The sequence below is a fragment of the Allobosea sp. MMO-172 genome, assembly GCF_037147855.1.
In the GTDB taxonomy this organism is placed as follows: domain Bacteria; phylum Pseudomonadota; class Alphaproteobacteria; order Rhizobiales; family Beijerinckiaceae; genus Allobosea.
Genome location: NZ_JBBCUM010000001.1, coordinates 557,795 through 580,070 on the forward strand (window position 1 = coordinate 557,795; position 22,276 = coordinate 580,070).

Annotated in this window: 23 protein-coding genes; 6 read left to right on the forward strand and 17 right to left on the reverse strand. The window is 67.0% G+C overall.

Annotation, left to right across the window (positions count from 1 at the left end):
• Window positions 1-15 precede the first annotated feature (15 nt).
• Window positions 16-1,308 (reverse strand): ABC transporter substrate-binding protein, encoded by a 1,293-nt coding sequence (locus tag WFK61_RS02600; RefSeq protein ID WP_336809964.1) that lies wholly within the window; start codon window positions 1,306-1,308, stop codon window positions 16-18.
• Window positions 1,309-1,514: 206 nt separating this feature from the next.
• Here WFK61_RS02600 and WFK61_RS02605 point away from each other — a divergent pair, with 206 nt between their 5' ends.
• Both WFK61_RS02605 and WFK61_RS02610 read left to right on the forward strand, forming a co-directional pair.
• Complete coding sequence (locus WFK61_RS02605; protein ID WP_336809965.1) at window positions 1,515-2,201, forward strand: DUF2848 domain-containing protein; 687 nt, start codon at window positions 1,515-1,517, stop codon at window positions 2,199-2,201.
• Between the two features lie 58 nt (window positions 2,202-2,259).
• Window positions 2,260-2,925 (forward strand): GntR family transcriptional regulator, encoded by a 666-nt coding sequence (locus WFK61_RS02610; RefSeq protein ID WP_336809966.1) that lies wholly within the window; start codon window positions 2,260-2,262, stop codon window positions 2,923-2,925.
• 18 nt (window positions 2,926-2,943) lie between these two features.
• Here the strand turns inward: WFK61_RS02610 and WFK61_RS02615 are convergent, their stop codons facing one another.
• Genes WFK61_RS02615 through WFK61_RS02630 form a run of 4 tightly spaced genes read right to left on the reverse strand, consistent with a single transcriptional unit; the run spans window position 2,944 to window position 6,714 of the window.
• Window positions 2,944-4,296, reverse strand: coding sequence for an amidase (locus WFK61_RS02615; RefSeq protein WP_336809967.1), 1,353 nt, complete (start codon window positions 4,294-4,296; stop codon window positions 2,944-2,946).
• 7 nt (window positions 4,297-4,303) lie between these two features.
• Window positions 4,304-4,684 (reverse strand): DUF4437 domain-containing protein, encoded by a 381-nt coding sequence (locus WFK61_RS02620; protein ID WP_257733863.1) that lies wholly within the window; start codon window positions 4,682-4,684, stop codon window positions 4,304-4,306.
• A gap of 17 nt (window positions 4,685-4,701) precedes the next feature.
• Window positions 4,702-6,165: a 4-hydroxyphenylacetate 3-hydroxylase family protein gene (locus tag WFK61_RS02625; RefSeq protein WP_336809968.1), complete on the reverse strand. Its 1,464-nt coding sequence runs from the start codon at window positions 6,163-6,165 to the stop codon at window positions 4,702-4,704.
• Between the two features lie 30 nt (window positions 6,166-6,195).
• Entirely contained in the window at window positions 6,196-6,714 is a 519-nt protein-coding gene (locus tag WFK61_RS02630) for a flavin reductase family protein (protein WP_336809969.1), read from the reverse strand.
• Window positions 6,715-6,809: 95 nt separating this feature from the next.
• Between WFK61_RS02630 and WFK61_RS02635 the strand changes: the two genes are divergently transcribed.
• Both WFK61_RS02635 and WFK61_RS02640 read left to right on the forward strand, forming a co-directional pair.
• Window positions 6,810-7,358: a MarR family winged helix-turn-helix transcriptional regulator gene (locus tag WFK61_RS02635; protein ID WP_336809970.1), complete on the forward strand. Its 549-nt coding sequence runs from the start codon at window positions 6,810-6,812 to the stop codon at window positions 7,356-7,358.
• 59 nt (window positions 7,359-7,417) lie between these two features.
• The gene (locus WFK61_RS02640; RefSeq protein ID WP_257733860.1) at window positions 7,418-7,807 is read left to right on the forward strand and encodes a RidA family protein; all 390 of its coding nucleotides are present in this window, start codon (window positions 7,418-7,420) and stop codon (window positions 7,805-7,807) included.
• Here the strand turns inward: WFK61_RS02640 and WFK61_RS02645 are convergent.
• From WFK61_RS02645 to WFK61_RS02655, 3 genes are read right to left on the reverse strand one after another with little or no spacing between them, the layout of a single operon-like run.
• Complete coding sequence (locus WFK61_RS02645) at window positions 7,786-9,003, reverse strand: cyanate transporter (RefSeq protein ID WP_336809971.1); 1,218 nt, start codon at window positions 9,001-9,003, stop codon at window positions 7,786-7,788. The genes WFK61_RS02640 and WFK61_RS02645 overlap by 22 nt on opposite strands.
• 4 nt (window positions 9,004-9,007) lie before the next feature.
• Window positions 9,008-9,481 (reverse strand): nucleoside deaminase, encoded by a 474-nt coding sequence (locus WFK61_RS02650; RefSeq protein ID WP_336809972.1) that lies wholly within the window; start codon window positions 9,479-9,481, stop codon window positions 9,008-9,010.
• A 13-nt stretch (window positions 9,482-9,494) separates the two neighbouring features.
• The gene (locus WFK61_RS02655) at window positions 9,495-10,187 is read right to left on the reverse strand and encodes an ankyrin repeat domain-containing protein (protein WP_336809973.1); all 693 of its coding nucleotides are present in this window, start codon (window positions 10,185-10,187) and stop codon (window positions 9,495-9,497) included.
• Window positions 10,188-10,357: 170 nt separating this feature from the next.
• Here WFK61_RS02655 and WFK61_RS02660 point away from each other — a divergent pair, with 170 nt between their 5' ends.
• Complete coding sequence (locus tag WFK61_RS02660) at window positions 10,358-11,215, forward strand: LysR family transcriptional regulator (protein ID WP_336809974.1); 858 nt, start codon at window positions 10,358-10,360, stop codon at window positions 11,213-11,215.
• A gap of 6 nt (window positions 11,216-11,221) precedes the next feature.
• On the opposite strand, the gene WFK61_RS02665 is transcribed toward WFK61_RS02660, so the two are convergent.
• The 9 genes from WFK61_RS02665 to WFK61_RS02705 all read right to left on the reverse strand — a co-directional run bounded on the left by WFK61_RS02665 (window position 11,222) and on the right by WFK61_RS02705 (window position 21,172).
• Window positions 11,222-12,106: a DMT family transporter gene (locus tag WFK61_RS02665; RefSeq protein ID WP_336809975.1), complete on the reverse strand. Its 885-nt coding sequence runs from the start codon at window positions 12,104-12,106 to the stop codon at window positions 11,222-11,224.
• Entirely contained in the window at window positions 12,103-13,392 is a 1,290-nt protein-coding gene (locus tag WFK61_RS02670) for an ArgE/DapE family deacylase (RefSeq protein ID WP_336809976.1), read from the reverse strand. The genes WFK61_RS02665 and WFK61_RS02670 overlap by 4 nt, the downstream gene beginning before the upstream one ends.
• 28 nt (window positions 13,393-13,420) lie before the next feature.
• Entirely contained in the window at window positions 13,421-15,037 is a 1,617-nt protein-coding gene (locus WFK61_RS02675; RefSeq protein WP_442896251.1) for an ABC transporter ATP-binding protein, read from the reverse strand.
• Window positions 15,037-15,873: an ABC transporter permease gene (locus WFK61_RS02680; protein ID WP_336809978.1), complete on the reverse strand. Its 837-nt coding sequence runs from the start codon at window positions 15,871-15,873 to the stop codon at window positions 15,037-15,039. Before WFK61_RS02680 ends, WFK61_RS02675 begins: the two co-directional genes overlap by 1 nt.
• On the reverse strand, window positions 15,870-16,847 hold the full coding sequence (locus tag WFK61_RS02685; protein ID WP_336809979.1) for an ABC transporter permease: 978 nt from the start codon (window positions 16,845-16,847) through the stop codon (window positions 15,870-15,872). The genes WFK61_RS02680 and WFK61_RS02685 overlap by 4 nt, the downstream gene beginning before the upstream one ends.
• 154 nt (window positions 16,848-17,001) lie before the next feature.
• Window positions 17,002-18,570: an ABC transporter substrate-binding protein gene (locus tag WFK61_RS02690; RefSeq protein ID WP_336809980.1), complete on the reverse strand. Its 1,569-nt coding sequence runs from the start codon at window positions 18,568-18,570 to the stop codon at window positions 17,002-17,004.
• Between the two features lie 124 nt (window positions 18,571-18,694).
• Window positions 18,695-19,489 (reverse strand): bestrophin-like domain, encoded by a 795-nt coding sequence (locus WFK61_RS02695; RefSeq protein ID WP_336809981.1) that lies wholly within the window; start codon window positions 19,487-19,489, stop codon window positions 18,695-18,697.
• Window positions 19,490-19,604: 115 nt separating this feature from the next.
• On the reverse strand, window positions 19,605-20,213 hold the full coding sequence (locus tag WFK61_RS02700) for a helix-turn-helix transcriptional regulator (protein WP_336809982.1): 609 nt from the start codon (window positions 20,211-20,213) through the stop codon (window positions 19,605-19,607).
• Window positions 20,214-20,398: 185 nt separating this feature from the next.
• Window positions 20,399-21,172, reverse strand: coding sequence for a GntR family transcriptional regulator (locus tag WFK61_RS02705; RefSeq protein ID WP_336809983.1), 774 nt, complete (start codon window positions 21,170-21,172; stop codon window positions 20,399-20,401).
• A gap of 70 nt (window positions 21,173-21,242) precedes the next feature.
• On the opposite strand from WFK61_RS02705, the gene WFK61_RS02710 reads away from it, so the two are divergent.
• Entirely contained in the window at window positions 21,243-22,184 is a 942-nt protein-coding gene (locus WFK61_RS02710; protein WP_336809984.1) for a ribokinase, read from the forward strand.
• Window positions 22,185-22,276: the final 92 nt, after the last annotated feature.

A 22,276-nucleotide genomic window follows, 5' to 3' on the forward strand; every position in this document is an offset into this window, starting at 1 on the left:
GTGTATCTGTCGCGCTTACTTGTAGCTGCCGGGCTTCGGCTGCGCGGCGAGGAAGGCCGGCGTCAGCGTGCCCACCCATTTGATCGCGTCCTCGCCCTGCGGCGGCATCAGGGCATCGCCCTTGTAGCGGACCATGCCGCCGATGACCGGGAACTTGTAGTCGGCCGATTTCGTGGTGACGCCGACGATCTGGTCGACCAGGCCGTCATTGTCCTTGCGGGTCACGGTGGTGCCGGTCAGCGTCTTGACCGTGCTGCCGCGCATGGCCTCGGCGAGCTCGTCGCGGCTCGGCCATTTGCCGCCGTTCTTCTTCATCGCGGCCTCGTAGCCCGCCTTCATGTAGACGATGGCATTGGCCATCTTCACCGAGGGGAAGACCGGGTATTCGCCGTAGCGCTTCTGATAGGCCTCGACGAAGCTCTTGGTGTCGGGATTGGCCTTGGCGTCCGGCGACATCCACCAGCCATCGCCGAGCACGCCGACGATCACGCCTTCCGGCAGCGCGACGCGCTGGAGCACGGTCTCGCCGAGCGCGAGCACGACCTGGCTGGAGGTGAACAGCCCGCGCGGCTGGGCCTGACGTACGAAATTCTCGAGATCGGCACCCCAGAGATTGGAGAACACCACATCCGGACGCGAGGCCGAGAGCTTCGAGATCTCGGTCTGGAAATTGGCCGAGCCGAGCTTCGGGAAGAGCTCCGCGACGACCTCGACATCGGGCTTCAGCGCCTTCATCGCGGTCTTGAAGATCAGCGCCGCATCATGGCCGAAGGCGTAGTCCGGGTTGACGATGGCGATGCGCTTCACGTCCGGCTTCTGCTGCAGCAGGTAGAGCGCGTAGGCGACGAATTCGGGGATCGTGTTGCCGTTCGGGCGGAAGTAATAGCGGCTCTTGCCGTCGAGCAGGAGCTGGTGCGTGTCGCAGTTCCAGCCGATCGTCGGGGCCTGCAGCTGCTCGGCCAGCGGCGCCAGCGCGAGGCAGTTGGCGCTCGACAGGGCCGCGATCATCACCTGATTGGTCTTGTCGTCGGCGAGGCGGCGATACTCGGCGATGACGCCCTGCGTACCTTGCGCCTCGTCGACATAGGTCGCCTTCAGCGGCACGCCGGCGATGCCGCCCTTGGCGTTGATCTCGTCGATCATCAGCTCGGCCGCATTCTTGCCGGGCATGCCATAGGCGGCGGCCGGGCCGGAGGTGAAGGTGAGCACGCCAACGCCGAGCGCGGCCGGCTTGTCCTGCGCGAAAGCCGGCGCGGCGAGCGCCCCGAGCGAAACCGCCAAGGCGGCCATCCAACCTGACTTGATCATCACTGCTCCTCTCCGTTTGCCGGCTGCCCGGTTTCGGGCTCCGCAGCCTGGGTCGCCGGCCTGCGACATCCCCGCGCCATTTCCAGCGCTTGAAGGCACCATAAAAATCCTTGTGAAACTTCACAAGGATTTTTATGGTGCAGCCCAGAACTTTTTTGCGGCCGGCTGCCTACGGAACAGGCGGCTCAATCCTGGAAGGTGATGCGATGAAGACCCTGGACCTGACCGTGGAGAGCCGCAGCGGCTCAGCGCCCCTCTCGGCCACGATCGACGAACTGGTGATCGGCGGCTGGGCCGGGCGCGACAAGGCCGCGATGGAGCACCACATGGTCGAGCTCGAGGCACTGGGCGTGAAGCGCCCGGCCTCGACGCCGGTCTTCTATCGCGTCGCGGCCGCCCGCCTGACGACCGATCCGGTGATCGAGGATGTCGGCGCCAACAGCAGCGGCGAGGTCGAGGCCGTGCTCTTCGCCTGTGGCGGCAGGACCTATGTCGGCGTCGGCTCGGACCATACCGACCGGCAGGTCGAGACCTACGGCATCAGCGTCTCCAAGCAGGTCTGCGACAAGCCGGTCGCGGATACCGTCTGGCCCTACGAGGAGGTCGCCGGCCATTGGGACGAGCTGATCCTGCGCAGCTTCGCGGTGATCGACGGCGAACGCCGCAAGTATCAGGAAGGGCCGATCTCCGGCCTGCTCGCCCCGGCCGACCTGATCCGCGGCTTCAGCGAGAACGGCGAATTGCCCGAGGGCACGGCGCTCTTCGGCGGCACCATGCCCGCGATCGGCGGCATCCGCATGGCCAGCCGCTTCGAAGGGGAGCTGGAAGACCCGGTGCTGAAGCGTAGCCTGCGTTTCGGCTATGATCTGAAGATTCTCCCCATCCGGGGTTGATCCGGCCCTCATCCGGAAGAACGATGCTGGCGACCTCTCCGACTCGGTGCAGAGACACGTGACGCTTCTGGATATGCACAAGGGCGCGCAGCGGCATGTCTCGCTGCGCGAACAGGCCTACGGCGCGATCAAGCGCCTGATCATCACCTGCGAGCTGAGGCCGGGCGAGATCCTGAGCGAGCCGGCGCTCAGCAGCCAGCTCGATATCGGCCGCACGCCGATCCGCCAGGCCATCGACCGGCTGCTCGGCGACGGGCTGGTGGAGGTGATGCCGCGCAAGGGCACGATCGTGAAACCGGTCAGCCTCGACGAGATCTTCAACATCATCGATGTGCGCGTCGTGAACGAGACCTTCTGCGTGCGCGTCGCCGCGGCACAGGCAGGGCCGGATGTCGCGCTGCAGCTCAAGCGCAATCTCGATGCCATGCTGGCCGCCGCCCACCAGCGCGAGATCGAGACGATCGCCGGGCTCGACCAGCAGTTCCACGCGCTGATCGCGGGCTCGGTGCGCAACCCGGTGATGAGCGATCTGCTGCGGAACCTGCACGAGCGCTCGGCGCGGATGTGGTTCATCTCGCTCAGCGCCAACGAGCAGCACCTGCGCATCTGCGACGAGCATGCCGCCATCGTCGACGGCATCGCCCGGCAGGACCCCGATCTCGCCGAACGGGCGATGCGGGCGCATATCCAGTCCTTCCGCGCGAACATCACGCGGCAGGTCTGAAGCGCCCCTCGCCTTCGCTTAGCGACCGGCCAGCGCGGCTTCCGCCGCCGCCGCGATCGCAAACAGCGCCGCATCCTCGCCGCCGGCCCGGGCCAGCATCAGCCCGGCCGGAGCCTCGCCGGCACGGTGCATCGGCAGCGAGATCGCGCAGCCATCCATGACATTGATCAGGGTCGGGTTGCGCAGCATCAGCAGGTTGATGCGGGTGAAGGCCTCATCATCCTCGGCCAGCTCCGCGATCGTCGGCGCGATCGTCGGCACGGTCGGCATCGCCAGCACGTCGAAGGCGGAGACCTCGGCGCGCATCGCCGCGACGAAGGCGGCCCGCGCCTGGACGAGCTGGATGTAATCGGCGGCATCCTGGTTGCGGCCGCGCAGCACCCGTGTGCGCACCCGCTGATCATAGCCATCGCCCTTGGCCTCGATCAGGTCACGGTGATGGGCATAGGCCTCCGAGGGCGCGAAGCCGCCCTTGGCGTTCAGGCGGGCGACCTCGGCGAAGCGGGCGAAGGGTACGTCGATGATGGTCGCGCCAGCCTTGGCGAGCAGGTCCAGCGCCCGGTCGAAGCTTGCGGCGACATGGGCATCGAGTCCGTCGAGCGCGACCGTCTGCGGCACGGCGATGCGCAGGTCCTTGAGGCTCGACGGCCCTTCCTGTGCAAGCGTCGCGCCGCTCATGATCTCGTGCAGGATACGGCAGCATTCGACGCTGTTGGCGAGCGGCCCGATCGAGTCGAGCGTCTGTGACAGCGGGAAGGCGCCCTCGCGCGGCACGCTCGCAGCGGTCGGCTTGTAGCCGGTGATGCCGCAGAAGGCCGCGGGAATGCGGCAGGAGCCGCCGGTATCGGAGCCGATGCCGGCGAAGGCCATACCGTCCGCCACCGAAACCGCGGCGCCCGAAGAGGAGCCGCCCGGAATCCGGCGCGTCGTGGCACGTTCGTAAGGAGAGGCCGGCGTGCCGTAATGCGGATTGAGGCCGAGGCCGGAGAAGGCGAACTCGGTCATGTTGGTGCGGCCCATCACGATGAAGCCGGCGCTGCGCAGCCTGGCGATCGCAGGGGCGTCGCGCTCGGCCGGCGCGGCATCCGCCAGCACGGTCGAGCCGGCCGTGGTCGGTTCTCCGGCAAGATCGAACAAATCCTTCACCGAGATCGGGATGCCGGCGAAGCGCGACGGGGCAATGCCCGCCGCACGGAGCCTGTCCATCGCCTCGGCCGCGGCGAGCGCCGCCTCGCGATGGACCTTGATGAAGGCCAGCTTCCCCTCCCCGTCCGGGGCGTCGATCCGGGCGAGAGCCTCGCGCACGAGTGCGAGCGCGCTCGTCCGGCCGGAGGCGAGATCGTCGGCAAGGGCGGAAAGGGTGCGAGCCATGGGCGTATCAGACCGGGTCGAAGTAATGGATTTCGAGGAGCAGGCAGCCGCCCTCGGACTTGAACGGCCCATGTTTGGCATGCGGCGGACGAACCGCATAGGTGTGCGGCGGGAAAGCCGTCCCGCCATTGCCGCTGGCATCGTTGCCGACGGTCAGGTCGCCCTCGACCAGATAGACCTCCTCCCAATAGTCATGGGAGAACGGCGCGGTGGTGTAGACGCCGGGCTGGAAGCGCAGCAGGCGCGTGCGCGTGCCGCGATTGTTGACCTCGTCCAGCGCCCCCGAGAGGATCTTCTGCTGGATGCCGGCGGGATAACCGGCCGGGACTTCCCAGCCGCTAGTCATGTCGAGCGTGTAGAACTCGTCGTGCTGCTTGTTGACGGGCATGGCTTTTCCTTTCGCGCTCAGGCGGCGGGCTTGCTGTCGAGATCGTAGGAATCCAGCATCGACTGGACGATGCCGCCGGCCTTGCCCCAGTCGTAGGTCCGGAAGGAATGACCCTTCGTCACGAAGGTCGCCCCGGCATAGAACATCTCGTACTGGTGATGGCGCGAGCCGAACTCGGAGCCGACCGCATCCCAGGCGAGCTTGTAGAACTTCACCCGGTCATGCGAGTTCGCGGCCGGCGACTGCTGGGTCTTCTCGATCATCGCGGCGATCTCGGGATTGGCGAAATCGGCAATCGAGGAGGGCAGCATGATCATGCCGCCGCCGGCGAGCTCGCGCAGCGAGTTCAGGATCTTCGGATACATCTGCTGGGTCAGCACCTGCGCCGAATAGAGCATGTGCCGGTCGGGCACGAAGTAGGGGCCTGCCTGCGTGCCCTTGGCCTCCATGGCGTTGACGAAGGCATCGACCATCGCCGCTTCAGCAGCGAGCTGGCCGAGGATCTCGCGGACCTGCGGGAACTGGGTGATGCCGTTGGTCTGGGTGGTGCGATGGGCGATGCCCATCAGGAACTGCAGCTTCACCTTGAGGCGGATCATCGCCTGGTAGTTCTGGTAGACATGCGCCGGGGTCGCGTGGAACTGCTTCTGGCACATCTCGACGCTGCCATCGATGAAGACGCGGTCCCACGGAACCTTCACGTCGTCGAAGAACAGCACGGCGTCGTTCTCGTCGTAGCGGCTCGCCAGCGGGTTGTCGAAGATCGAGCCGGCCTGCGCCTCATACGACTTGCGCGAGAGCATCTTCAGGCCCTTGCTGTTCATCGGGATGGCGAAGGAGACGGCATAGCGCTCCTCGCCCGGCTGCATCGGCTGGATCGTGGTGACGAAGACCTCGTTGGCGACGACGCCGCCGGTCGCCAGCATCTTGGCGCCGCGGATGGTGATGCCTTCGGCATCGCGATCGACCACGCCGGCCGTCAGGAAGGGATCGGCCTGCTCGGCCGCGTTCTTGGAGCGGTCGGCCTGCGGATTGATGATGACATAGGTCAGGTAGAGGTCGTTGTCGCGGGCGTAGCGGTGGTAGTTTTCCAGAGCCGCGGCGCGGGCGGGATCATAGCCCTCGAAGACCGGCAGGCCCATGCGCATGCCGGAGATGCAGGAGGCGACATGGTCCGGCGCGCGGCCGAGGAAGCCGCCATGGATCGCGGTCCAGGCCTCGAGCGCGCGGCGGCGCTCGACGAGATCGGCATAGGAGGTCGGCAATTGCCAGATGCGATTGGCCCGGCCGCCGGCCTCGGTCTCGAAGGTCATCAGCTCGCGGCGCGAGGCATCATTGGCGAAGTCGAAGAGACCGCCGACCGAGCGCGCCACATTGCGGAAGGCACGATGCGTGGTGACGTCCTCGACGCGCGCGCCGTCGATGAAGATCGAGCGGCCGTCGCGCAGGCTGGCGAGATGTTCCTGTCCCGTCTTGGTCATGGGTATCCCCTCTCCGGTTGTCGTGATGGTTCAGTAGTGGATGGGCAGCGGCCAGGACGGCTCACGCTCGGTCTCGTCGACGAGGTCGCGGTAACGGCCGCGGAAGAACACCAGCGGCGCCGGATTGCCGGCGCGCACCGCATGGCGCAGCACCCGCACGACGAAGATCACATGGTCGCCGCCGTCGTAATTGGCGTAGGGCTCGCATTCGAAATGGGCGAGCGCGCCGGTGATCAGGGGGGCCTGGGCATGGCCGACCGTGCGCTTGACCTCGGCCCATTTATCGCTGAGGGCGCGTGCGAAACGGTTGGAAATCTGCTCCTGCTCGCGCGCCAGCACATTGACCGCGAAGCCCTTGGCTTCGAGCATGGCCGGCAGGCTGTTCGCCCGCCTGTCGACGCTGAACAGGACGAGCGGCGGATCGATCGAAACGGAGTTGAACGAACTCATGGTCATGCCGATGAGATCTTCGCCGCTGCCCTGCGCGGTGATGACCGCCACCCCCGTAGCGAACTCGCCCAGGGATTGTCTGAAGGCCCTGCCGTCCATCGTTCCCTCCGGTTGCCATCCGCAACGCTCATTTGTTAGATAGCTTTATTACAAAGCTATCTAACAAAGTCAATAACCCGCATGACGGACGAACCATGTCGATCGAGAACCGGCGCCTGACCGTGGCGAAGCCTGATTTGCTGGAGGGCGGAAACGACGCGCGCTTCCGCGACATGCTCTATGACTTCTTCGCCTTCGGCAGCCGGCTGGAGGAGGCGCGCGCGCGTTTCGCGGCCTATATCGGGCTGACGCCGCCGCAATACCTGATCCTGATCGCGGTCGGCCGCGGCGCGCCCGATAACGAACTCGGCGTCGCGCAGGTGGCCGAGCGGCTGCATCTCAGCGGCGCCTTCGTGACCATCGAGCTGAACAAGCTGGTGAAGAGCGGCCTCGTCGAGAAGCGCCCGCATCCGAGCGACGGGCGCCGGGTCACGCTCACCGTCACAGCGGCCGGGTTCGAGAAGCTGGAGCAGCTGGCCTCGCTGCAGCGCCCGGTCAACGACGCCCTGTTCGCGCCGCTCGACCGCGAGGCTTTCGAGGCGCTGAGCGGTGTGATGCGCCGCCTCGCCTCCGGATCGGAGCAGGCCATCCATCTCGCGGACCACATCATCGCCAGCGAGACATCGCCGGGGACGCGGAGCTAGCCCGCATTCCTTCCGGCGTTTGCGGCCGCTAGGGTGAACTTCCCTAGACGGAGCCTGCCATGCCCAAGCGCATCATTACCTCGGACCGCATCCACAAGGGCCGCCTGCCCTTCGCCCAGGCGACTGTCGCCGGCGGCTTCATGTTCGTCTGCTGCGTCGGGACCGACAAGGACGGCAAGCTCGCGATCGGCGATCCCCGGGCGCAGACCCAGCAATGCATCGACAATATCAAGGCGCTGCTCGAAGAGGCCGGCGGCAGCCTCGACGATGTCGTGAAATGCACGGTCTACGTCACCGATCGCGCCTATTGGGAGCCGATGAACGAGGTCTATTTCGCCAATTTCGCCGAGGCGACGCCGCATCGCGTCTCCTGCATCGTCAACGGGCTCGGCTCGCCGAACTGCATCGTCGAGATCGACGCGACCGCCTATCTCGGCGACAAGGCCTGATCGGCGTCAGGCGAGAGCTGCATCGCGCGGGCATAGCCGCGCGGTGCGAAGCGCAGCGCCATCAGCCCCGCCAGGACGGCGCAAGCCATGTGCATCAGCCAGCCGGCGGTGAAGCTGCCGCCGGCATCGCGCAGCAATGCGACGATCCAGGGCGGGATGGCGGAGATCAGGAAGCCGCCGCCCTGCATCAAGGCCGAGAGCGCCCCGGCATTGGCGGGGTTGTCGAGATGGTCGAGCGCCACGATCAGGAAGAGCGCGAAGCCCGCGCCGAGCCCGACGCCGATCGCCACCGCCCAGACCGTCGGCGCCACGAGCGGCCACCAGGCGAGGCCAGCGAAACCGACGACCTGACAGGCCAATGCGAGCCAGATCCAGAAGCGGCGGTCGGGATTGCGGGCCGCCAATGCGGGAATGCCGAGCGCCGCCACGGCCTGGCTCGCCGCCATGACCGCCAGCAGGCCACCGCTCTCAGCCCCCGACCAACCCATCGCCTGATAGGCGGGCGCGAGCCAGGCGACCACCGAGGCATAGCCGCCGTTCACCAGCCCGAAGCAGATCATCAGGAGCCATGTGCGCGGGCGGCGCAGCAGGGCCAGCGCCGGCAAGCCGCCGCCCTGCCCAGATCGACCGGGTGGCAGCGCCACCGCCGAGACCAGAACCGCGATCGCCGCCGGCAGGGCGATCCAGCCGAGGCCGAGATGCCAGCTTCCGGTCTGTTGGGCGATCAAGGGCGAGAGCTGCGCACCGAGCGCGCCGCCGCCCATCAGCATCGCCGAATAGAGCCCCATCACCAGCGCGACCCGGTCCGGGAACTCGGCCTTGACGATGCCCGGGAAGACCGATTGCACCACCGCGACGCCAAGCCCGCACAAGGCCGCCGTCGCGATCAGCGCCTCTCCGTTTGCGATGACCAGCCGCAGCGCTGCCGCCGCACAGAGGATGCAGAGCGCACCGACGACCGCTGCCCGCGCCCCGAGCGTGCGCTGGAGCCAGGGACCGGCGAAGGCGCAGACGCCCATCAGCAGCATCGGCACCAGCGTGAACAGCGAGAGGCTGCCAAAACCCAAGCCCGTCGCGGCCTGGATCTCCGCCGCGAGCGGGCCGATGCCAGTCAGGAACGGGCGCAGGTTCAGGCCAACGAGCACCACGGCCGCGAGCAGCAGCGCGCGAGACGCGCCGGATCGTTCAGGCGTCATCGGCTCAGACCGGCCCGGTCTGGCGCCGCTTCCATTCCGCATAGAGATCGGGCCCGGATTCGAGACGCACGGGCCTGTAGGCGATCTTCATCGACTGCTCGGCGAAGGGCTTCGCCAGATCGGCATAGATCGCCGCCGTCGACAGACCAAAGGGCGCGCCGTCATCGTTGGAATAGGCGTAGTAGACCTCGCTGACGCCGGAGAGCCGCATCGCCGCCATGCACATCGGGCAAGGATGGCCGCTGGCATAGACCGCGCAACCGGCGAGGTTCGGCGAGCCGAGCTTGCCGCTCGCGGCGCGCAAGGCCGTCATCTCGGCATGGGCGGTCGGGTCGTTGGTCGCAATGATCTCATTAACGCCGGTCGCGACGACTTCGCCGTCGCGGACGATCACCGCGCCGAAAGGCCGCCCGCCCTGCTCCATGTTGGCCCGCGCGAGTTCGATCGCCTCACAAAGGAAACGCTGTGTCTGGCTCATGATCGGCCTCCGCTCAGCGACCGCCGGCAGCGAGCAGGATCTGCTGCATCCTGGTCTGGCCGCGGCTGCGGGCATGCTGAAGCGGGGTGACGCCGTCGCGATCGGCGAGGTTCACATCGGCGCCGGCCGCGAGCAGGTCCTTGACGATCTGCTGATGCTTCTCGCCGCCGTCGCTCAAGATGATCGCCTCCAGCAGGCCGGTCCAGCCGAGATTGTTGATATGGTCGACCTTGACGCCAGCCGCGATCAGCGTGCGGACCGTCTCGACATGGCCGCGCTCGCAGGCCGGAATCAAGGCCGTGCCGCCATAGCGGTTGGTGCTCTTCAGGTCGGCGCCATGTTCGAGCGTCAGCTTGAGGATGGCGAGGTGGCCGCGCGCGCCGGCATAGAGATAGGGGCTGTCGTTCATCGCGTCCTTGGCGTTCACGTCGGCCCCGGCCTCGATCAGGGCGCGGGCGGCGTTGACGCGGTTCTCATGGGTCGCGGCCAGCAAGGCGGTGCGGCCACGCTCGTCGCGTGCATTGATCGCAGCCCCCTCGGCGAGGAGGCGCTTGATCCCGGCGACATCGTCCTTGGCCGCGGCGGCATGCAATCTGGTGTCGGTCATGGCTTGTCCGAAGGCTGTCTGCGGGCCGCAGGCCAGCAGGAGAAGAACGAAGGCAAGGATCGGCGAAAATCGGGTCAATTCCGTCTCCCTGATAGGCATGGACGGCATCGCCTTGGGCGGCATCATCCCTGTCTTGCGGGCAAGGCAAGCTTGCCTTGATCTCTGGATAACGGCGCGAGCGTCCATCTGAAAATTAAATATCTGGATATCACCCAGTGGCTTTGCGAATATAGCCGGCATTCCCGCTCCCGAGATGCGGTACTGGCCCGATGCTTGATCCCCGCCTGCTCCGTTCCTTCGTCGCCATTGCCGATACCGGCAGCTTCACCCAGGCGGCCGAGCGGCTCAACATGACGCAATCGACCATCAGCCAGCAGCTGGCGCGGCTGGAGGAAGCGGTGGGGCGCGGATTGATCGACCGTGTCGCCCGCCCGGTCCAGGCTACGGCCTCGGGCGAGCGCCTGCTCGGCTATGCCCGGCGCATCCTGACGCTGCAGCAGGAGGCCGAGACCATGCTGGGCGATTCCGCCGGTACGGCCTCGATCCGCATCGGCGTGCCCGACGATATCGTCACCGGCAACATGGCGCAGGTCTTCGCCGGCTTCATCCGGCAGCATCGCGAAGTCCGGCTCGACGTGGTCGCGGGCCTCAGCCGCGAATTGACACGGCGCTACCGGGCCGGCGAGTTCGACGTCGTCATCGTCAAGGAGCCATCCGCCAGCTCCGACCACCGCGCCAGCTACCCAGAGGCGATGGCCTGGTTCGAGAGTGTCGATGCACCGGAAACCTGGCCGGAGCCGCTGCCGCTGGTCACCTTCCCGCCCGGCGGGCTCTATCGCGACGCCATGTTCGAGCGGATCGAGCGCGAGCGGCATCGTTGGTACATCGCCCTGTCGAGCAGCAATCTCTACAACGTCATCGTTGCGGTCGAGGCCGGGCTCGGGCTCTCGCTCCTGCCCGTCGGCACGACGATCGGCCGCCGGGTCAGGCCGTATGAAGCCTTCGGCATGGAGCCAGCGATGGTGGTCTCGATCTATTCCTGGGAGAAGGGCGGCCTCATCGCGGAGCTCGTCGCCGCGATGAGCGCGGTGCTGGCGCAGCGCTACGCCATTCCCGGCCAGAGCTGAGCGGCGTCAGGCGCGGCGGGCGGGGATCAAGATTGCGCCGGAAGCCGCGATCACGAGGCAAAGACCCAGCCAATCGGTCGGCGTCGGCCGCTCGCCAAGCAGCAGCACCGAACCGAGCACGCCGACAGCCGGCACCATCAGCGTGCCGAGGCTGGCGATACCCGCCGGCAGGCGCGCGACCACCGTGAACCAGAGGAAATAAGCGAGCGCCTGCGCGCCGATAATGTGGAAGCTCAGCGCCGTCAGCACACGCGGCGACAGGAGCTTCGGCACCGGCAGCCCTTCGAAGACGAGCATGCCGATGCCGGCGACCACGCCGCCGATCAGCAATTGCCAGGCGGCGATGGTCAGCGCCGGGGCCGAGACCGGCCAGCGCTTGGTCACGATCGTGCCGAACGCCCAGCTCACCGCCGCGAGCAGCGCCAGCGTCAGGCCGAAGGAAAGCTGTCCGGCGAGGATCAACGGCAGGCCGAGGCAGACGAGGCCGGAGATGCCGAGCGCGAGCCCCGCGAGGCGCCGGCCATCGAAGGCCTCGCCCAGCACGAAGCGGGCGAGCAATGTCGCCCAGATCGGCATGGTGAAGGTCAGGATGGCGGCGCGCGAGGTCGGCGCCGCCAATTGCGCGAAGGCGAGCAGCACGTTGAAGGCGGCGATCGAAAGGAAGCCGGCGATGACCAGCCGCGGCCATTGCCCACGCGGCACCGCAAGCGGAACGCCGCGCGCCAGCGCGATCGCGACGAGGACCAGTCCGGCGAAGCTCATGCCGGCCGCGCGCAAGGTCCAGGGCGCGATCTCGGTCAGCGATATCCGCACCGCCGGCCAGTTGAAGCCCCAGAGCAACCCGAGCAGGGGAACGAGCAGCAGCGCCCGGCTCGATGTGGAGGCGTTCAAGCCTCGATGCTTTCGAGTCCGCACCATTCGGCGACGAAGAGCGCCATGGCTCCGGTGATCCGCTTCACCGAGGCGAGGCTGACGCGCTCGTCGAAGGCGTGGATGTTCTCGCCCATCGGGCCATAGCAGAGCGCCGGAATCTTGTCGTAGAGCGCGTGGACGCGGGTATCGAGATAGGCCGCCGTCATGAAGCTCTTGAGCGGCTTGCCGAGCGCCGCCTCATGGGCGCGGGCGAGCACGGCCTCCGCCTCGCTGCCGGGCTCCAGCACATAGCCCTCGGCCCAGAAGCCGTTGAACGTCACCTTCGGCGGGTTGTTCGCCAGGAAGGAATCGCCGCGCGCCGCCTCGCGGATGCAATCCTCGATGCGCTGCGCCGTCTCCTTGGCGGTGACGCCGGGATAGAGCCCGACGCGGCAATCGACCCGGCACCAGCAGGGCACGGAGGAGGCCCAGTCGCCGCCCTCGATCTTGCCGATATTCAGGTTGATCGGGTGCGGATCATCCTCGAAATGCTCGCGGCCGGCCTTCTCGAGGTTGAACTGTTCCTCGAGCTTGCGCAAAGCCGCGACGACCCGGTAGGCGGCGTCGATCGCATTGGCGCCGGTGCCCATCTCGCGGACATGGGCGGGGATGCCGCGCACCTCGAACTGGAACCAGAGCACGCCGGCATTGGCGCGGGCCAGCATCTCGTATTCCGGCTCGGGGATCAGCGCGGCCTCGGCGCGATAGCCGCGCAAATGCGTCATCAGCGCGCCATTGCCGGTCGATTCCTCCTCGACGACGGATTCGACATAGACCGTCGCCGCCGGCTGCATGCCGATGCGGCGCAATGCATCGAGGCAGAAGAGATTGGCGGCGGAGCCAGCCTTCATGTCGGCACTGCCGCGGCCATACATCCAGTCGCCCTCGATCACGGGGTCGAAGGGCGGATGCTTCCACTGGTCGACGGGGCCGGCCGGAACGACATCGACATGGGCCTGCAGGATCAGCGAGCGGCCCTTCTCCTCGCGGGGGCGATGGATGCCGACGACAATCGGGGCTTCGGAATGCGTGTCGGAGAAGGGCGCGCCGCCGGGATGGGCCGCGATCGCCTCCCTGTCCATGGCGAAGCGGTCCATGGTGAAGCCGCGCTGTTTCAGGGCGCGGAAGATGAAGTCCTGGACCGTGTGCTCCTGCCCGCGGGTCGAGGCGAAGCGGACCAGCTCCTGCGTATAGGCGACCTGTTCATCGAAGCCCGCCTCGACGGCGGCGAGGATCTTGTCACGCAAGGCGGGATCGAGAGGCATGGCGCAGGCTCCGGCTGGGTATCGTCTATTAGTGCCCGAAGCGCCCGCCGCCCGGCACCGCCGCCAGCAGTTGCCGCGTATACGCGTGCTGCGGGTCGGCGAAGATCGCGGCCGTCGGCCCGCTCTCGACGATGCGCCCACGCTGCATCACCGCGATCCGATCGCAGATCTGCGCGGCGACGCGCAGGTCATGCGTGACGAAGAGGATCGCGAGGCCGAGCCGGCTCTGGATATCCTTGATCAGCTTGAGGATCTGGGCCTGCACGGAAACGTCGAGCGCCGAGACCGCCTCGTCCGCCACGAGCACGTCCGGTTCGAGCGCAAGCGCGCGGGCGATGCCGACACGCTGGCGCTGCCCGCCGGAGAACTCATGCGGGTAGCGGTCGATGGCGTTGGCGGAGAGGCCGACCAGCTCCAGCAGTTCCTTCGCCCGCGCCAGAGCTTCCTTGCGCGGCGCACCATGGGCGACCGGGCCGTCCGAGATGATGCGGCCGACGGTCTGGCGCGGGTTGAGCGAGGCGAAAGGGTCCTGGAAGACCATCTGGATACGCTTGCGCTGGCGGCGCAGTTCGGCCGGCTTCAGTTCGGAGAGGACGAGATCGCCGAGCGCGATGCGGCCGCGATCCGGCTCGATCAGGCGCAGGCAGCAGCGCCCGACCGTCGACTTGCCCGAGCCGGATTCGCCGACGAGGCCGAGCGTCTCGCCGCGGACGAGCGCGAAGGAGATGTCGTCGGCCGCCTTGACCTCGCGCGCGACGCCGAAGAGCGAGCGCTTGCGATAGGTCTTGCCGAGCCCCTCGACGCTGATGACCGGCGCCGTATCCGGCAGCGGCGGCAGCACGGCCGGCGTCAGCGAGGGCACGGCGGCGAGCAGCTTCTGCGTATAGGGATGGCTGGGTGAGCCGAGCACCTGATCGGCCGTGCCCTCCTCGACCAGAACGCCCTTCTCCAGCACGGCGATGCGGTCGGCGATCTCCGCGACCACGCCCATGTCATGGGTGATGAAGAGCACGGCCGTGCCGTGGCGATGGCGCAGGTTGTCGATCAGCTTGAGGATCTGCGCCTGGGTGGTGACGTCGAGCGCGGTGGTGGGCTCGTCCGCAATCAGGAGCTTGGGTTCGAGCGCGAGCGCCATCGCGATCATCACGCGCTGGCGCTGGCCGCCGGAGAGCTCATGCGGATAGGCCTTCGCGAGGCGCGGCGGATCGGGCAGGCCGACCTCGGTCAGGAGATCGATCGCACGCGCCCGGCGCGTCGCCCTGTCGTGCAGGCCATGGGCCTCGAAAGTCTCGACGATCTGGTCGGAGATGCGCATGACCGGGTTCAGCGAGGTCATCGGCTCCTGGAAGATCATGCCAACCTCGCGGCCGCGGACGTCCTGCATCGCCTCTTCGTCAAGCGCGAGGAGATCGCGGCCCGCGAGCCTGATCGCACCGGCGACCGGCTTCACCGCCTTGGGCAAGAGGCCCATGACGGCATGGGCGATCATCGACTTGCCGGAGCCGGACTCGCCGACGACGCAAAGCGTCTCGCCGGGCTGGATGGCGAGCGTGACCTTCTCGACCGCGTTGGGACGGTCGGCCATGGCCGGTAGGGCCAGCGTCAGCCCTTCGATGGAGAGCGCGGGGGCGGTCGTTCGCGCCATCATTCCCGCCCCCTGGCCAGACGCGGATTCAGGGCGTCGTTCAGCCCCTCGCCGGCGAGGTTGAGCGCGAGCACCGTCAGGAAGATCGCGAAACCCGGGAAGAACGAGATCCACCAGGCATCGAGCAGGCGCGTGCGGCCGGCGCCGACCATATAGCCCCAGCTCATCAGGTTGGGGTCGCCCAGGCCGAGGAAGGAGAGCGAGGATTCCAGCAGGATCGCCGAGCCGATCATCAGCGAGCCCATGACGATGATCGGCGCGATGGTGTTGGGCAGGACCTGGCTGAAGATGATCCGCGGCGTCGACTGGCCGATGGTGACCGCCGCCTGGACATATTCGCGACTTCGCAATGAGAGCACCTCCCCTCGCACCAATCGCGCCACGGGTGGCCAGCTGACCACGCCGATCGCCAGCACGATCGAGCCCAATTGCGGCTGCAGGATCGCGACCAGCACGATCGCGAGCGCGAAGGAGGGAATGGTCTGGAAGAACTCGGTGAAGCGCATCAGCGCATCATCGACGAAGCCCCCGGCATAACCGGCGACGGCACCAAGCGGCACGCCGATCACCAGCGCGACCAAGGTCGAGACCACGCCGATCATCAGCGAGACGCGCGCGCCATGGACGAGGCCGGCGGCGAGGTTGCGGCCGAGCGTATCGGTGCCGAGCGGGAAGCGCTCGTTGACGAAGGGCGCGAGGAAGGGCCGCGCCACCGGGCGCCAGGGCGATTGCGGATAGAGCGTCGGCGCCAGGATCGCGAAAGCGACGACGGCGAGCAGAATGACGATGCCGATGACGGCGCCGCGATTGCGGATGAAGCGCTTGAGGAAATTCATGCGTGCGCCTCGATGCGCGGATCGACGATCCGGTAGACCAGATCGGTCGCGATGTTGAAGCAGACGACCATCGCCGAGGAGACGAAGAAGACGCCGAGCAGGACGGAATAGTCGCGCTGGACCAGCGCATCGAACATCAGGCGGCCGATGCCCGGCCACGCGAAGACGGTCTCGGTCAGCACCGCGCCGCCGACGAGCTGGCCGGCCTGGAGACCCGCCAGCGTCACCACCGGCAGGATGGCGTTGCGCGCGACATGCCGGCGCCAGACGCGGGGCTGCGACACGCCCTTGGCGCGCGCCGTCTTGACGAAATCGGCGCCAGCCACCTCCAGCATCGAGGCGCGCATCATCCGGGCATAGAGCGCCGTGAAGAACAGGCCGAGCGTCAGCGAGGGCAGGATGAGGTGCTGGCCGATATCGAGCGCGCGGGCGAGGCCGGTATAGTTCGCGCCGATGGTCTCGTAGCCGACATTGGGGACGAGCCCGAGCTTCAGCGCGAAGACGATCTGGCTCATCAGTGCGATCCAGAACAGCGGCGTCGCGTAGAAGATCAGGGCGAGCGTGGTGATCAGGCTGTCCGACCATTTGCCGGCCCGGCGGGCGGCGAGCGCGCCCATCGCCGTGCCGACGACGAGCGAGACGAGGAAGGCCGCGCCCGTCAGCAGCAGCGTCGCCGGCAGGCGCTCCATGATCAGGTTCAGCACCGGCTGCTGCTGGCGATAGCTGAAGCCGAGATCGAAGGTGAGATAACCCTTCAGATAGATCCAGAGCTGGGTCAGAAAGGGCTGATCGAGGCCGAAGCGGGCGCGAAGCTGCTCAAGGAGCTGCGCATCGGCGGCGCCCGCCTCGCCGGCGAGCACCTGAGCTGGATCGCCGGGCGCGGCCCGGATCAGCAGGAAATTCAAGATCGCGATCGCGAAGAGGACGATGACGCCCTTCACGAGCCGGCCGGCGAGGAATTGCGCGAGGTTCATTCAGGACTTTCGTGAAGCCTGTCATCCCGCGCGCGCCGCGGCACGAAGTGCCGCTGCGCAGACGCGGGACCGTCATCGGAACAGGGCGCCGCGGAGGCTGGCCCCGATGCGACCCCGGATCGCCGCTTCGCGGCGTCCGGGATGACGCGAGCGGTCACTCCTTCCAGGCGTCGCGGAAGCCGTCATTCACGCCGACGCCGGTGGTGACGAGGTTCTTGACGTTGCAGCGGTAGATGGTCGGGAAGTCCATCTCCAGCAGCCAGAGCACCGGCAGTTCGTCGGCGAGGATCTTCTGCACCTTGGTGTAGAGTTCCTGACGCTCCCTGTCGGTCGGCGCGATCGCGGCATCGGCGAAGAGCTTGTCGACTTCCGGATTGGAGTAGCCGCCGACATTGGCGAAGGGATTGCCCTTGGCGATGTTGGAGGAGATGTAGGAGCGCGCCACGCCCATGGCGGGGTCGCCAAGCTGGTAGAGGAAGTTGAAGTTCAGGTCGAAGTCCCAGTTCGACGCCCTCTGCGTCCAGCCGGGCACGTCGGTGTTCTCGATCTGCACCTTGACGCCGACATCCTCGAGATTCTGCTTGATCGCCTCGGACCAGCGGCTCCAGGTCTCGCCATAGGGCAGGTTCAGGAGCTTGATCGTCTCGCCCTTGTAGCCGGAGGCCTTGATCAGCTCTTTCGCCTTGGCGGGGTCGTAGGTGTATTTCGGCACGTCGCCCGAATAGAACTTGGTCTTGGACGAGATCGGCCCGGTCGGCAGCTTGCCGAGGCCGCCCCAGACCACGTCCTTCCCGAATTCGCGGTCGATCGCGTACATCAGGCCCTGGCGGAACTGCTTGTTGCCGAGGATGCCGTTGCGCACGTTGGGCGTGAGCCAGGCATGGGGGGCGAACATCTCCCAGCCCTTGGTCGTCATGCAGGTATTGGGCAGCTTGGCGAGGCGCGCCACGTCGTAGACATCGACCGAGCCGCCGGTCAGCACGTCGACCTTGCCCGTCTCATAGGCAACGGCGCGGGCAGCTGCATCGGGAATGATCTGCCAGTAGATCTCGTCGAGGTTCGGCTTGCCCTTCAGCCAGTAGTCCTCGTTCTTGACGAGGTGGATATAGGAGCCCTTCTTCCACTCCTTGAGCTTGAAGGGACCGGTGCCGATCGGTGTGTTGTTGGCGGGGTTCGCGCGATAATCCGTGCCGTCATAGATATGCTTCGGGATCATCGGCGCGGAGGCGACCTCCTGCGTCATGATCATCGGGCCGAAGGGCTGCTTCAGCGTGATCTTGACCGTGAGATCGTCGACCTTCTCGATCTTCTCGACCTGGGCGTTGACGATCGGGCGCCAGCGCGGATGGACGTCGCGCAGGAACTTGTCGAGGGTGAAGACGACGTCGTCGGCGGTGAACGGCTTGCCGTCATGCCATTTCACGCCTTCCTGCAGCTTGAAGGTGTAGGTCTTGGCGTCCGGCGAGATTTCCCAGCTCTTGGCGAGCGAGGGCTGCGGCTCGAGCTTCTCGTTATAGCGCAGCAGCGACTCGTAGATGTTGCCGGCGACCATGTTGGTCGGGCCGTTCTGGTTGAGGCCCTGCATCAGCATCGGCGGCTCGGGCTGGACCACGACATGGACCGTCCCGCCCTTCTTCGGCTCCTGCGCCTGCGCCACGCCCAGCGCCAGAACCGACGCCGCCAGCGCCAGACTCAACCGCAATCCCGTCATCCCACGCACCATCTGCTCGTTCCCCTGCCTCGTATCGAGATCATATCGTTTGAATCGGGCCTCATCGGACCGGACCGGGGCCATCGCACCCGATCCCGAGCCTCTTGGCAAGCGCCGCGCCAACCCGTCCCGCGCCTCAGCGGGCCATGCCCGTCAGCGCGTCGCGCATTGAGGTGCTGGAAATGCCGAACAGGCCGCCATAATGCGTCTCAAGATCGGTGATGACGAACATCACGGTCGAGATCGAGACAATGCCGATCGCGAGCACGATCGCGGCAAGGCGCCGGCGCGGGATCTGCAGGCCGAAGCTCAGGAAGACCAGCATCAGCCAGAAGGTCATGACGCTGGTGAACAGTGGCGAGATAGGGCCGTGCACATCCTCGATCACCGCCCAGCGCCGCTGCTGCACCCGCTGATAGGTCGCCCGGCACTCCGCCGCGACATTGGCGCGGAGCGTATCGGCCGGAGCGAGGCCATTGATCGCCCGGCCGATGCGCGCGATCACGGCGCCGAGCGAGGGGTCAAAGCCTTCGCGGGCCATGGCTGTCGTATCAGGGTACGACACGCCTTCCGGCTTCGGCTCCAGCGGCCAGGTGCTGGCGATGACGCCGGCCGTATAGCTGCGCAGGTCGAGCCGGATCGGATCGGCCTCGGCCCCGTAGCTGCGCAGGCATTCGTCGAGCTGCGCGAGCACGGCCGCATCGGCGTTGCGATCACGATAGGCCTGATCGAAGGTGCCCTTGACGCTGGAGAGCTGGAGGCTGAGCACCAGCGCCGCGAAGGTGACGAGCAGGCTCGTCACCAGCCGGATCGCTTCAAGCGTGCGCTCGGAGAGATGCTCCTCGGACAGCCAGCCCCGCAGCTTGACGCCGAAGATAGCGCTGCCGCTCAGCAAGGCGCAGAAGATGAAGGCTGCCAGCGTCTCGGCCATGGTCGCGATCGCTCCGGACGGGTGCGGTGCTTGCGCATGCCGGTCCAGATGGGCGTGCGATCGCAGGCCCTGTCAATATCTCCGGCGCCGATGCGCAGGCGCCGGGTTCCGGCCGTCAGCGGAGCTCCTCGACATAGGTCGCGACGAAGCGGACGAGCTCGCTCTGCCGGGCGGTGCCGGTCTTGGCGAAGAGACGCTGGAGATGGGTGCGGGCCGTGGTCGGCGCGATGCCCAGCCGCTTGGCGGCGATGATCGTGTCGAGCCCCTCGACCATCAGGGCGAGCATGCGCTCCTCGGTCGGCGTCAGGCCGCAAGCCTCGCTGACCCGGGCGACGTTGCGGTCGATCGCGCTCTCGGGGTCGTCCACCGTCAGGACGAACAATTCGATGCTGGCGAGATGGACGGCATCGACCGCGATCTGGCGGCCGTTGCGCAGCACCAGCGGCAGCCGTGTCTCGCCGGCCGCGCTGCCATTGCGGCAACGCTTCAGCCAGACCTGCAATCGCGCCATGAAATCCTTGTCGCTGGCGGTGAAGCGGTCGAGGCCGCCCAGCCCATCACGGGCAAGCGCCTCAGCGCCGCGATTGCCAAAGCGCTGGTTCAGCTCGGCATCGATGACGAAAACCGGCCTGGAAGCGCGCCCGAAGGCCTCAGGGGCCACATCATGGCGCGGAGGGAACGGGGTGTAGCTCGTCCTGCCGACAATCGAGACATGAAGCGACATCGCAATATCCATCCCTGCAATCGAAGGAGCGCCATGCCTGCCGCCCGGGACATCCCGGGCTTGCCGGATACGGCTTCCGTCTCTCTTGGTCGCGGCGGGAAGGAGGGAGGTTCAATGCCTTCGCTTTGGGCTGCTATTGGATATCCAAAGGGGAAATCCCATGCAGCTTCTGCCACCACAGGATGTCAGGCGGTCAGCGTCAGCTTGTAGGTATAGGTATCGCCCCGGAACAGGCCCTCGACATATTCGAGCATGTCGCCATCGGCGCCATAGCTGCGTCGCTTGATCAGCAGGCAGGGCGCGGGAGCGGTGAAGCCGAAGATCGCGCATTCCTCGACCGTCGGCGCCGCCGCCTCGATGGTCTGGTCGCAGCGGGTCAGCGGCAGGCCGAGCGCGGCAAGCCTAGCGTAGACGGAGCCGGAGAGATCGCTCTCGGCCAGATCAGGCGCGCGCTCAAGATTGTACCAGGCGACCTCGCGCGACATCGGGATGCCGTCGCCGGAGCGAATGCGGACCAGCTTGAGGAAGCGCGCATGCGAGGAGTGGCCGAAGATCGAGGCGATCGACCGGTCCTGCACCACCGACCGCTCGACGATCCGCGACGACGGCACCCGGCCGAGTTCCTTCATCTCCTCGGTGAAGCCCTTGAGACGGTCCATGCCGGAATGCAGGCGCGGTCCGGAGCCCTGGACGATCGAGCCCAGCCGGCCCTGCGCACTCAGCAATTTGCGCTCGCGCAAGGCGTTGTAGGAGCGCTGCACGGTGGCACGGCTGATACTCAGGCGCTCGGCAAGCTGGCGCTCGGCGGGCAGCGTCGTGCCCGGCGGCAGGGTGCCGTTGCCGATCAGATGGGACAGTTGATCCTCAAGCTGCTGATAGAGCGGCTTGGCGGTGTCGGTGCGCAGTTCCAGCAGGTCCTGGAAGGGCGGCTTTGGGAGAGTAGACTTAGGCACTGTCATCGTTGGCATGAGCGTGACACAACCCGCGTAGCAGTTCGAGAATGGGTAAGGCAAATCGCTGGAGACTGTCATGGCCGGCAAAGCGGTTTTCGTGCTCGGCAGCTTCGTCGTCGCGTGCTCGGCGAAGGTCGCCCGCTTTCCACGCCCGGGTGAATCGCTCGCGGCCGAAACCGTGACGATCGAGCCCGGTGGCAAGGGCCTGAACCAGGCGATCATGGCCCGGCGCCTCGGCGCCGAGGTGCAAGGCCTGCTCGCCGTGGGCGACGATCTTGCAGCCGCCTTCGCCCCGCCTGCTCTCGAACGCGCCGGCCTGCCGCCATCGATGCTGGTCCGGGTGGCGGGCAGCACCGGCAGCGGCATCGGCCTCACCGATGCCAGCGGCGAAACCTGCGTCGCCATTGCCTCTGGCGCCAATCTCGCCCTCTCGGCCGAGCATGTCCGGCAGCGGGCGCCGGCGATCACCGAGGCGGCGCTGGTGACGGGCCAGTTCGAAATCGGCAACGCGCCGATCGAGGCGGCTTTCGCCCTGGCCCGGCGAGCTGGCGTGCCGACCCTGCTCAACCCGTCGCCCTTCCGTGAGATCCCCGACGCGGTCCTGAAGCAAACCTCGATCCTGATCGTCAACGAAACCGAGGCCCGCAGCCTTTCGATCGCGCTGGGGCTGCAGCCCGGCGGAATGACCGGGCCTCAGCGTTTCGCGGCGAAGCTTGCACCCGCATTGCTGGAACAGGGGCCGGAGCTCGTCGTCCTGACGCGGGGGGCGGCCGGGGCCATCGCCGTCACGGCGGATGGCCAGGTCATCACGCAGAAGGGCTTTGCCGTCGAAACCGTCGATTCGCTCGGTGCCGGCGATGCCTTCGCCGCGACGCTCGGTGTCCGCCTGGCGACGGGGCATTCCTTGCCCCAGGCCCTGCGCAATGCCGCGATCGCCGGGGCCCTGACCACCACCCGAAACGGCGTCTTCGATGCGCTCCCGACCCTTGCCGCCATAGAGGCCATGGCTGGTGAATGAGGCCAGCCGGAATCGATAAAAAACTTTGGATTGTTTTTGGACTTTTCCAGAACAACCCATGCTGCTACCTTCGGCGTGGCGCATCTCGCATG